Source organism: Natronoflexus pectinivorans, from assembly GCF_004345615.1.
Classification (GTDB): domain Bacteria; phylum Bacteroidota; class Bacteroidia; order Bacteroidales; family Marinilabiliaceae; genus Natronoflexus; species Natronoflexus pectinivorans.
This window is the reverse complement of record NZ_SLWK01000025.1, coordinates 1-11412: the sequence shown is the minus strand read 5'-3', so window position 1 is coordinate 11412 and position 11412 is coordinate 1. Positions and strand designations below refer to the sequence as shown.

Genomic DNA, 11412 nt, shown 5'->3' with positions numbered 1-11412 from the left:
GTAAAAAATTAATTCCTATTTTTGAAAAAAATGCAGACCTAAAAAGTGTCCGGATAAATCCGGAATGGGTGTCCGAATAAAACAGAATGTGCAGCTGCGGTGTGCGTCTTTGTCTGCCGTTACTAAAGTTGGTGCGGGGCAGAAAGATTCGTGTAAACATCAAAACCCCAATATTTTATATATGATGTTGCCAACTGGCATTATTTTTCAGTTATCTTATTGTTAAGCTTCTGTCTTCCGTGTGTTGGGCAGACACACTTATTGACAAGCTTTGGTTTGTGTAGTGGCTTGTGCGGCTTGGCGATGTGTGTGGCTGTGCAAGGCTGGGATATTTAATTAATTTTCATGTTTTGATATTGCTTCAAATATTTTCAACTTGATTTCTTCATTAATTTCTGGTTCATTAATTATCGAACAAATTATTTCGAATAGCAAATCTTTATCGATTGCTCCCGAAGCTACATGATAACTAATGTTTTCCATCTCACGAATAAATCTTGATGTAATAAAAACATAGCCATTTATTAATAAAAAATGTGCTCCTAATGCAATCGCAATCCGTTTATTTCCATCTCTAAAACAATGGAATTTATTTGAGCAGAAAAACAAATGTGTCAACTTATCATCAAAGTTCGGATAATAATCATCGTTTTGAATATGGTATAAAACACTTTCAAGTTTTCCAATGTCAAGAATGCCATCATCACCGCCGCCACTTACTTCTACAGTTTTTCGATGAATCTCTTTTGCTTGTTCTATGTTTATATAAAACAATTTCATTCTCTTTCTTTTAGGCGTTTAAATACATCTTTTGCTTCTTCTAGTCTTTCTGCTAATTCTTTACTCTTTTCGCCCAAGAAACGCTCAAAATCCTCTGCTGGAACAGCTCCAATATATTCTTCTAATTGCTGATGTAATACATCCCTAAATGCTAAATCACGGCTTGCCATTTTTCTTCTTGCTTTCTCAATCAACGGAACCCATAAAGGAAGTTCTTCAAATGCTGAAAATAAATTATCGAGTTCAAAACTCGTCAGTTTTCGACCAAGTTTATTGAATCGTTCCTCTATCAATTTTGCTAACCCAAATTCATAACTTGAAATGAGGTCTATAACTTCACTATACATGGTTTCTCGAACATTGTCCTTTTCGCTGAGTTTTAAAATTTGTCTGTATTCAGTTGCATGTTCTTTGAAAATTGATTGATAGATTTTATTTGTGTAAATAGCGTATTTCGCATTACCCATTGAAATACATTTGCTTAAGGCCTCGGTAAACTCTTTTCTATAACTTTCTTCTTTATAATAACTAAGAATAAAGTCTTCATCTCTTTGGTTTATATATTTTGTGTTACCACCTGTTCGCTTGTTGATAGTATCAAGTACAATATCAAGTACAATGCTTCTGAGAGTTCTTGCTTTTTCGCTCTCTGTCAGTAGCATACCTAGATTTAAAAAGGCTCTAAAATTAAAAACTCCTAAGTTAGCAGTTGACTGAGCGACATTCATGTCGGTCACTCCCAAGTCTTTTACAAGTAACTTAAACTCTTTCAGTCGCTTACCCCTTAAAACCTCGTAACCATTAACCTTTAATTCTTTCTCATTAATTTCAAGGTATCTTTCTATTGTTCGTTCATCTACTTCAAAGAAGGCTGCAATTTGGCTTTTTAAAAACCGAAACTGGCTATCAAATACAATACCTTGAATACCTATAGCGTTTTTTATTTCCTCTATCGCATAGGTGTTGTTTAATATATTTTGCCGTGCTACGGTTGAGTTTGTTAAATCTTTCATTACTTCTTTTTTACTATTCCCGTTTTCTCTGTCCAAATTAATGCCATATTAATATTAAAGTTCACAATTTACTACTTTCTTTTCTAGGAAGCGGGTGCGTTAGCTAAAAAAACAGCTCTTTTGCAAGCAGAAGAATTGGCGTGCGTGTCAGGGCTTGCGAATGTGCTGTTTTGTGGGTTGGCACTCTTATTTTTCTCAATTAGCTGCTGTTTATTTTTTTCTAGGCTTGTTGGCAACGGTTACGTGTATGGTGTCGTTTGGCGATTCGAAGCACGAACCTGTCAAACCGCCACAAAGCTTATTAGATGTAACAGCCTTGAAATTAGCACTAACCGCCAAATGCACTATACACGATGTTGTGGGCTGGTGTTCGTTCATTATCAGTTGGTTATCAGTATTCTCCAATCCAAAATTCTCTCAATCGAAGCACTGCCGTTTCCGAAAAAATTAGTTTTTAGGGTCGGAAAAATAGCGTTGGCAGACAGACAAGCTCTATTGCAATTTTTGGTTGCGTGTCGGCATGTGCGAATTGCAATTGTGCTTGGCTGTGTGGGCTGCTATTCTAGTTTTATATTTACCGCAACAGCACCTCTATAATTAAATGCTAAATTGAAAGTGACTCGTGTTCCAGTTGTAATTTTATCCCAAATTGAATCATAATTTGCCGCAAACTCATATCGATAGAAATAGATTGTATCGCCAATGCCATCACGTGTCAAAAAACCATACTTAGATTCAATTTTAAATACATTGCCTTTGAATGAAACTAAACTTCCATTTTGTCTTACTTTACCCCTCGGCTTACTCTTTAGTTTTGGCAGAATACTTATATTCTTCAGTGTATCAAAAAATTGGTTAGCTTCTTCAATTTCTCCAAGAAGATAAATAGTTCTTGCATACCAAAATTGAGATTGATACCGACTATCACCTTTTGTAAATGACCTTTTTAAATGGTGTTTTATTGTATCAAGGTCAGGTATCTTATTCTTTGTCAAATTCATTGCGTACCTATAATTAACATCTTTGTCGTTAGGTATCAATTTTAAGGTTTCCTCCATTACTATTTTAGCCTTCTCATCTTGTCTGTTTTGTTCATATAGGTTAGCTAACCTCAAACATAAGTATGGACTTCTTTTATTAAGTGCAAATGCTCTTTCTAGTAGTTCAATTGCTTCGGGACGGTGGTTTAATAATTTATTGAATTGAGATTCAGCTTCTAGTATAAATTCTTGTTCTGGAAATTGTTGCCTCGCAAATGAGAAGCTCTTCTCAGTATCCTTAATTGCTCTTTCTATTGAAGGTGGGTCATTGTCATCAATAATGCGTTTAATTTTGAAAAGATGAACTTTTAACAAGGTATGAAACGGATGCGGTTTATCTTTATACTTTGAAATCAATTTTTTACAGATGGATTCTGCTTCTGATAAATATTTGTCAATTTCAAGCTTATGTTTTGATTTTTCTGCTTTAGCAAGTGCAATTTCTGCAAAGGAATGTTGAATAATTGAATCATTGGGCGAAAGTTTAATTGCTTCAGAAAGTAAGTTTTCGGCCTTATTCATGTTACCTCCACTAAAATTCATTTCAAAAATTGCTTCTTGCTGCATTAGTTTAGGGTCGTTAACATTACTCTCTGATGCTACATTGTACAATTCACGTATCATAGCAGGGTCTGAAAAATTTTCCATTAAATTCCGAGCCTTTGTCATCGAAAGAAATGCTGTTCTATCGTTTTCATAATCAACATCTAAACATGAAAGAATTCTTAAATATTCATCATATCTTTCTTGTTTATCTGATAAAACCTCTGAAAAAATAATTTCAGCAATTTGTTTGTGCCGGGTTCTGTAAACAAAATCGTTAATTCTATAGTCTCTACTATCAAAAACAATAAACTCAAGTGGCTTAAATAGTCTTTCCTTAAAATCAGAAAAGGAGATATTATGTACCCTTGAAATTAGACCAGCTCTGGTTTCTGTACCTAGTCTATGCAAAATACTAACAGTTAAATAAAGAGATTTTGCAGTTTCATCTGCAATTGAATTATATTCATCTACAACAATCTCAGAAAATGGTTTACCCATAGTGCTTTCATACAATGCAACTAAAAGTTCCCTCCCTGCTTTATAAGAAAGTGCATCAATTTGTTCTGCTTTTGATTTAGTCTTTAAATATCCCAGAGAATCATATTTTTCTAACTTATCAAGTAGAGCAACAATTTCTTTGTCATTTAGATATTTCAACTGATAGTCATCTGTAAGATAATTACATAGCTCATCACATTCTGTATTCCATGTATTTACCCGTTCCGCACCAATAATCGTGACGGGTAAATTGTCTTTCTTAATTTTAGTAATTAATGTGACTATCTCGTTGTCTGAATCAGAAACATTGTCAATAAACAGATAAATTCTTTCTTTGATATAATTACATAGTTCAATGATTGGTTCATGTTTTATTATCGAATTTTTATTGTAGAATAAACAAACTCGTTCAAATTCAATACTTGCATCCCAAGCAAGTCTTTTCAGTAAAACTGATTTACCTGAACCTGCATAGCCCATAACTAGATAAAATTGGAAATCACTTTTATTGTGGTTTTCTTCGTCTAAAAATACTTCGTACAAAATTGTATCAGAAATATTTCTTCTAGCGTCTAACTCTTTTAAAATAGGGTCCCAATTTTCAAAATATCCTTTATAAAATTCTTTGGGGTCTGTATTTTTATCTTTTAATCTTGAATGTACATATTGAACATCGTAATTCAAGAAATTTAATAATGAACCGGAAGGTCTGAGGTCATTTAGACTAACAGATGATTTATTAAAAATGGGGTGTGTATCATTATCAAGAGGTCTTGCTAATGCAAGCTTTATTTTTTCGGGACTAATCTCTTTTTCAAGCTGGAGAATGAAATCACTAAAGGTTGATTTTATCGAGCTAATCTTCTTCCCTTCCCACATTCTAGTTTCTTCATCCTTGATATTTGGACCAACCATATAAGACCTTGGCCTACCGTCTTTGAGTTTACTCAATTCAAGAAGAATTGCCCGAATATCATAGTCAGCAAAACTAAAACCTACAAAAAGAAAAGTATATTCATAGGCTAATTCTTGAATCCTATTAAATAATCTGTCCCGGTTTTTCCTATGGGTTATATATTGGTCAGGTGTCAATATTAAAGGGGTGCTTATATCATTAATATCTGAGATACACCCGTGAATTTTATAATATGGCAAATCATTAACCGTTTTTAACTTATCTCTAACACGTTCCCCGTTTTTTATGAATTTTGCGAGTTTCTGTAATGAAGCTTTGTTTTGTGAATACGCCCGTTCAATAATAAAATCATAATTGGTTGTTATTATTGATTTCCAAACGTAATTCGAAATTTTTAAATGGTCTATGCTTGGCTGAAAAGGCTCAAATATTTCATATATAAATTGCTGAATAGTTAGTAAATCGTACTCAGAAACAGCTATTTCAGAAGTATATTGTAGTGATTGGTCTTTATAGTCCTTTGTGAGAAATTTGTCTACCAACAAATTTGAAAGTTGGTTGCCAAGTGGAGGGGAAATTTTTTCAGGATGGATAGCTCCAAATGAAGCGCCCGAGCCTAAAAACAGTACAACATTACCTTCTTTTATCTGGTCTATGAGAGCTTTAGGTATATCCATAATATTACATTTTATTTGCTGGGTTGGGTGTTCATTTTATATCTGTCCTTTAAAAGCTTTATCCAATATGCTTTCTTTTAAGGCTTTTAAATTGTTGAGTTTGTCTTGCTGTTCTTCTTGAAGTTTTATTGCTTTATCTCGTAATAATTTTATTTTTTCTGCAATTGCATTCTGCTCTTTAAACTCCAAAGCAGGAACTTTACAAGAAGTTAAATTTTTATCTGAAATAGCAGGGTACTGAGCACCTCTTATGAATGGTGTAATTTGTTTCTGAATCTCATTAGATAACAAACAGTTAAATACAAAATCACTATTAACACCTTTTTTTACTCTAAGTACACAAAACCCAGTTGAAGCCACCGGATTTTTATAAGACTTATTAATTACAGCAATATTTCTAAGATTAGGTCTTGTTGTTGCAAATAATATATCCCCATATTCAACTCCCTTTCTAGCCCTGCTAGGAGCATCATCTCCTATTAAAAATTTAGGGTCTTCAATAATGTGTGTCTTATTGTTTATTGAAGTAATATCAATATAAGTGAACTCTTGATTTGGATTTTGTTTTGGGTTTATATTCTTTGTTTTTTCAATTAATTCAGAAATCGATACACGCCTGGATGTTATGGTAAACACTTCATCCAAAGCACTTGCCATCAAACTTTCCGTATGCTTAATATTCTCCTCCAACAATGCCATGCTTTTATCAATGCGCTCAAATAAGGCATCGAGTTTGGAAACTATGCGCTTTTGCTCGGGAAGTGAGGGGAGAGGAATAGGAATATTTGCTAACTTCTTTCCATTAAAATTAGGCTGTGCTGCACCTTCAACATTTAATGTTATATAACTCCAATATTCGGGTGATTGAAAATATTGATATAAAAAGCGAGGGTAAATTTTATACAAATCAGGTATTATTCTGATAAGATAAGATGCAAAAACAGATTTTACATTTAATGAAGTAATTAGAAATGATTTACCTGCTGTTGCTCCAGTTCTTGCAAAAACAATATCATTTTCATTAAGTAAGTATTTTTTTACTTCTTTATCTACAATAGACACAAATGGCACTTGTTCCCATTCAACAGCACTGTTTTGAATATCTGTTATCCTAAGATATTTATATTCCCCATTTTCTATTGTTTTACCCGTATAGCCATAGTGAATTCTAATAGCTACATCATCAACAATTGAGCTTTCCCAACCTTTTGGCAACTTATCCATTTGCACCCTCCTCCAAAATAAATTCGAGTTCTGCCATCAATTGTGAAATTACAGCATCATTCTTCTTTATGTTACCAATTATTTCAGTTGGTGGTAAATAAGAAATATCGGTTAGGTTATTTGGGTTCTTGGCTGAAATATCGTAATTGTTTTCAATGATTGTTTCTGCTTTTACCGTCCATGAATTTTGTGTTTCGGTGCGTTTGGGGAACAACTCTACAAACTCCTGCAAATGCTCAAATTGAATAGGCTTATTTTTGGTGAGTTTGTAGGGTGGTTTGCATTCGTAATACCAAATATCAGATGTTGCCCCTTTGCGGTCGAAGAAAATGACGTTGGTTTTTACTCCGCTGTATGGCAGGAAAACTCCTGCCGGCAAACTGAGTATGGTATGCAAATTGAAATTTTCCAGCAACTCTTGTTTTACCTTTGCAAAAGAATTGCCTGTCTGGAACAACACACCTTCAGGTACAACAACTGCCGCTTTCCCTTCTTGTTTGAGCGATTTCATAAAGTGTTGCAAAAACAATAATTCGGTAGCATTGCTTGCAATGGGGAAATTTTGCTGTATTTGTGCTTTTTCTTTACCCCCAAATGGCGGATTTGCCAGGATAACATTGTAACGGTCACTTTCCTGAAAATCACGAATGTTTACAGTTAGCGTGTTTTTTTTAAAAAGGTTGGGGCTTTCAATGCCATGCAGAATCATGTTCATCATGCCCATGATGTAAGCCAGTGGGGTTTTTTCGTTGCCAAATAATGCATCTTCGTGCAAAAAACGCCATTGTTCGGTACTTAATTTTCCTTTGTAGTTTTCTTTTATGTCTTCAAAAGCTTCAATTAAAAAGCCGCAACTTCCTGCTGCACCATCGTAAATGGTTTCGCCGGGTTGAATGGAAACACAATCAACCATGGCTTTAATAACTGCCCTTGGGGTATAAAATTCGCCTGAATTACCGCCATCGCTGCCCATTCCCTGCAACAGGTTTTCGTACACATGCGACAGTTCAAACAATTCTTCCTGCGACTGGAAATTTAAGGTATCAATAATATTCAAAACTTCACGCAAAGTGTGTCCGCTTGCTATTTTGTTGTCGAGATATTCAAACACATTTCCAATCTTGTATTTCATGGATTTTAGTTCAAGAATATTCTCTTTAAAACTTTTCAGGTAGGAGAATAATTGATTGTTTACAAACAGGGTTAAATCATCACCCGTTTTTGCATTTTTCAAATCCAGTTTGTCGTTACCGTCTTTCGGGCAAGCCCATTTTTTCCATTGAAACTCTTCTGAAATTATCCGGCTGTATTCTGTTCCATTCAGCAAGGCTTCTCCTTCTTTTTCTTCCTCGAAATCATCTAAGAATTTCAAAAATAAAATCCATGAAATTTGCTCGGTATAGTGCATTGCCCCGCTAATACCATCATCACGGCGAAGTATATCGGTAATTCTGTTTATTTTTTGTTGTAGTTCCATTTATTTATCAATCATTAACTTATCTAAAATATCTTTTGGCCTTGTGTACTTTTTATTTCGGGAAAAGATATAATCATAATGTATTTCCTCGATGTAATCCCAGTTTGTATCTTCAATGGTTTCGGCCATTACCAAATGATATTCAATGTTGTAACGTAATTGGTTCATGTGTGCCAACATGCTGCGGCTGTTTGTGGCAAATATTTGTGGTTCGGTTTGTAATTGGTATTGAAAAAGCAATTTACCATAGCCCAAACGTTTTATCAGGTTTACAGCACGCTCTTTAAATATCGGTAATGCTTTGTTTAAGGATTTGCCATTTACCAATACTGATAACATGGTGGGGTGATGTAAAAAATGAATAGCGAGTTTTCCTTGCTTGCCTGTTGAAACTAATCCTGCATACCATTCTCCCGGTAATTCCGAGGTGATTTCATCCGTGTTTTTAACGGGTTTAATTCCTGACGTTTTTAATATTTTACTTGTTCCCCTGATAATCATAGTTACGAAGCGTATAGTAATTCCTGAATTTTATAAAAAGCATCTACCAGTTTTTGCAGACCGCCAAAAACCTTCGCTGCATCTTTGGTTGTCCCCAAATTATTCAATTCAACAAGATTTGCCAGTTTTTCACGCTTTAGTTCCTTGATACCGTCCTGCTCGTAACGTTCCAAAATGAATTTCAGGAAATCACGGGCTTTCAGGTTTTCATAAACTTCAAAAAATGGTTCGTTTTCCCTTGTTGTTTCAGCCCTTTGTTTTCGGGTAATAATATCGTTTGTGTACGAAATATGCATGAGAATATCGAAAATATCGCTCTCTTTTGCATCAAACAATATTTTCAGGCTTTCCAGTTGTTCTTCATCAATACCCGAATCAGCTAATTTTTGAAGCAATTCATCACGGGTTTCAGGTTTCGACCAAAGTTTTCGCAGTTGAGCATCGCTATCGTACAAATCGGGAATAAAACCAATTAATTTTTCCAAAAACTGTTTGGTGGTCAATGGCAAACCGTTTTCATCAATGTAACGGGTCTCAACATCAATAACTTTTAGTTTTCTTCCATTCGAAAGTTCAATTACAATTTTTTCGGGTCGTGGAGGAGGGTCAACAATTGGAGGTTCGCCACCAGTATCTCCGCCGGAATTTCCACCACCGCCACCAGTATTACCTCCGGTATTTCCGGTTTCTTCTTCCTCCGGTAAGCCGTCCCATTCAGGGTCATAAAATTTCTCCGAGGCTTCTTCAGAGAAATCAATGATGGTAAAAAAGTCTTTCCCTTCAAATAGCCTTGTGCCACGTCCAACAATTTGTTTAAACTCAACCATTGAATTTACTTCCCTAACCAATACAATATTCCTGACATTTCGGGCATCAACTCCTGTTGTAAGCATTTGCGAAGAAGTTAATATAACTGGAATATCCTTGTCATTATCCTGAAAACGCTCCAGCAAATCCCGTCCTTCTTTTCCTTCATCGCTGGTTACACGCACACAGTAATTTGGGTCAGCTATTTTTTTATGCTTATTAATGGCATCCCGTATGTTTAAAGCATGTGGCTGGTCAACACAAAACACGATTGTTTTTTCCATCGGGTTAATATTGTCCAATAACGCCTGAGCAACCAAATCAATCTGTTTAGGGATGATAATGGTTTTATTGAAATCTTTCTTTTTGTAAACCTTTTTGTATTCTACCTCTCCCTCTAAAACCACATCGTCTTTCGTGTAAATGTACGAATCAATGTTTGTCCTTATTTTCTTGACTTTGTAAGGGCTTAAATAACCATCGTTGATGCCGTCTTTCAGCGAATATTCATAAACAGGTTTGCCAAAATATTGATAGGTGTCAACATTATCTTTCCGTTTAGGCGTAGCAGTTAATCCCAAATGCACAGTAGAACCAAAATAGTCCAATATTTCACGCCACGAGCCTTCTTCGTTTGCACTTCCACGATGGCACTCGTCAATAATAACCAAGTCGAAAAAGTCAGCAGGATATTGTTTGTAATAACCGCCAATATTTTCCTTTTCGCTAATTGCCTGATAAATGGCAAAGAAAATATGGGCGTTTGTTGGTACTTGTCCGTTCCTTGCCTTAATCTCCGAACCGTCAATTTTGACTAAATCCTTTTCAAATGGGTCGTTGAATGTATTGATTGCCTGGTCGGCAAGAATATTTCTATCGGCAAGAATTAATATTTTCGGTCGGCGCTCAGCATTATCAAGGTTCCAGCGCTTTTGAAACAGCTTGTACACAATCTGAAAAGCAATGAATGTTTTTCCTGTTCCGGTTGCCAATGTAAGCAGGATTCTGTCTTCTTTATTTGCAATTGCTTCAATAGCTTTGTTTACTGCATTTTCCTGATAGTATCTTGGTTGTTTGTCACCAGTCAGATAAAAAGGAACAGAAAGCAAATTCTCTTTTTCGGGCGTTAAATTGTCAAAAGAGCGTTTATAAATTTCATCTGGTTTAGGAAATGAGTCAATGTAATCGCCTTTTCCAGTTGTTAAATCAAACTCATAAATCTTCTTGCCATTCGTTGAATAAACATAGTTTACTTTCAACTTTTCTGCATATCCAATTGCCTGCTGTAGTCCTTCTGTTGGGTGTTTGTCAAATCGTTTAGCTTCAATAATTGCAAGATTGACATTTTTATATTTTAGCAGATAGTCAACAAATAATCTTTTTCCTCGTTTTCCGCCAAGTAGTTTGCGACCATCGGTAAAATAGTGCTCACGAATAACAAAGTCTTCCCAACCAGATTTTTGAATCTCCGGGTCAATAAACTTTGCTCTTGTATCTGCTTCACTAATATTCATATTTCATATTCAAATAAAAACCATAAAAATACTCAAATTGAACTGTCGAAAAGAATTATCGTGCAGCTAATTTGAGCGGTGGCTAAAATTGCACTCTTTTGCAAATTTTGGTTTGTGCGTCAGCCTGTGCGATTTGCAAATGTGTGCAATGTGCGTGGGCTTCCCCAACTGTCCCGAAGGGCAGAAGCGGGCGGGCAAAAACTAATTTTTTCTTGCAGTATCTTTCAATCAGTGCTACTATTTTATCTTTCTGTTTTTTCAATTTTCAAATCTGTTTGTCAATGTTCGGTGGTCGCACTTACACTTGCCCACAACGGTGACATGGTCGAGTAGGCAAAGGGAACTTCCCCCTAAGCCTCTCACGGAACCGGACTTGAACCTCTCAGCTCATCCGGCTCTTGTTATACAAATCGATGCGC

7 protein-coding genes are annotated in these 11412 nt (G+C 35.4%); all 7 read right to left on the bottom strand.

All coding sequences use genetic code 11. The features are described from left to right. Positions 1 to 336: 336 nt before the first annotated feature. The 7 genes from EV194_RS16585 to hsdR all read right to left on the bottom strand — a co-directional run bounded on the left by EV194_RS16585 (position 337) and on the right by hsdR (position 10993). Positions 337 to 780, bottom strand: coding sequence for a type II toxin-antitoxin system death-on-curing family toxin (locus tag EV194_RS16585; RefSeq protein WP_132435617.1), 444 nt, complete (start codon positions 778 to 780; stop codon positions 337 to 339). Beyond that, the gene (locus EV194_RS16580) at positions 777 to 1793 is read right to left on the bottom strand and encodes a DNA-binding protein (protein WP_132435615.1); all 1017 of its coding nucleotides are present in this window, start codon (positions 1791 to 1793) and stop codon (positions 777 to 779) included. Before EV194_RS16580 ends, EV194_RS16585 begins: the two co-directional genes overlap by 4 nt. A 557-nt stretch (positions 1794 to 2350) precedes the next feature. Continuing rightward, complete coding sequence (locus EV194_RS16575) at positions 2351 to 5470, bottom strand: P-loop NTPase (RefSeq protein ID WP_132435613.1); 3120 nt, start codon at positions 5468 to 5470, stop codon at positions 2351 to 2353. Between the two features lie 36 nt (positions 5471 to 5506). Next, positions 5507 to 6694 (bottom strand): restriction endonuclease subunit S, encoded by a 1188-nt coding sequence (locus EV194_RS16570; protein WP_132435611.1) that lies wholly within the window; start codon positions 6692 to 6694, stop codon positions 5507 to 5509. Then, complete coding sequence (locus EV194_RS16565) at positions 6687 to 8171, bottom strand: type I restriction-modification system subunit M (protein ID WP_132435609.1); 1485 nt, start codon at positions 8169 to 8171, stop codon at positions 6687 to 6689. Before EV194_RS16565 ends, EV194_RS16570 begins: the two co-directional genes overlap by 8 nt. Next, a complete protein-coding gene (locus tag EV194_RS16560; RefSeq protein WP_132435607.1) occupies positions 8172 to 8672 on the bottom strand; it encodes a DUF6933 domain-containing protein in 501 nt (166 codons plus the stop codon). A gap of 2 nt (positions 8673 to 8674) precedes the next feature. Then, on the bottom strand, positions 8675 to 10993 hold the full coding sequence (gene hsdR, locus EV194_RS16555) for an EcoAI/FtnUII family type I restriction enzme subunit R (protein ID WP_132435605.1): 2319 nt from the start codon (positions 10991 to 10993) through the stop codon (positions 8675 to 8677). Positions 10994 to 11412 lie beyond the last annotated feature (419 nt).

Excerpts from the sequence above, each read along its gene's own strand:
- EV194_RS16580 (WP_132435615.1), bottom strand. The coding sequence starts at position 1,793 with ATGAAAGATTTAACAAACTCAACCGTAGCACGGCAAAATATATTAAAC.
- EV194_RS16575 (WP_132435613.1), bottom strand. The coding sequence starts at position 5,470 with ATGGATATACCTAAAGCTCTCATAGACCAGATAAAAGAAGGTAATGTT.
- EV194_RS16570 (WP_132435611.1), bottom strand. The coding sequence starts at position 6,694 with ATGGATAAGTTGCCAAAAGGTTGGGAAAGCTCAATTGTTGATGATGTA.
- EV194_RS16565 (WP_132435609.1), bottom strand. The coding sequence starts at position 8,171 with ATGGAACTACAACAAAAAATAAACAGAATTACCGATATACTTCGCCGT.
- hsdR (WP_132435605.1), bottom strand. The coding sequence starts at position 10,993 with ATGAATATTAGTGAAGCAGATACAAGAGCAAAGTTTATTGACCCGGAG.
- EV194_RS16585 (WP_132435617.1), bottom strand. The coding sequence starts at position 780 with ATGAAATTGTTTTATATAAACATAGAACAAGCAAAAGAGATTCATCGA.
- EV194_RS16560 (WP_132435607.1), bottom strand. The coding sequence starts at position 8,672 with ATGATTATCAGGGGAACAAGTAAAATATTAAAAACGTCAGGAATTAAA.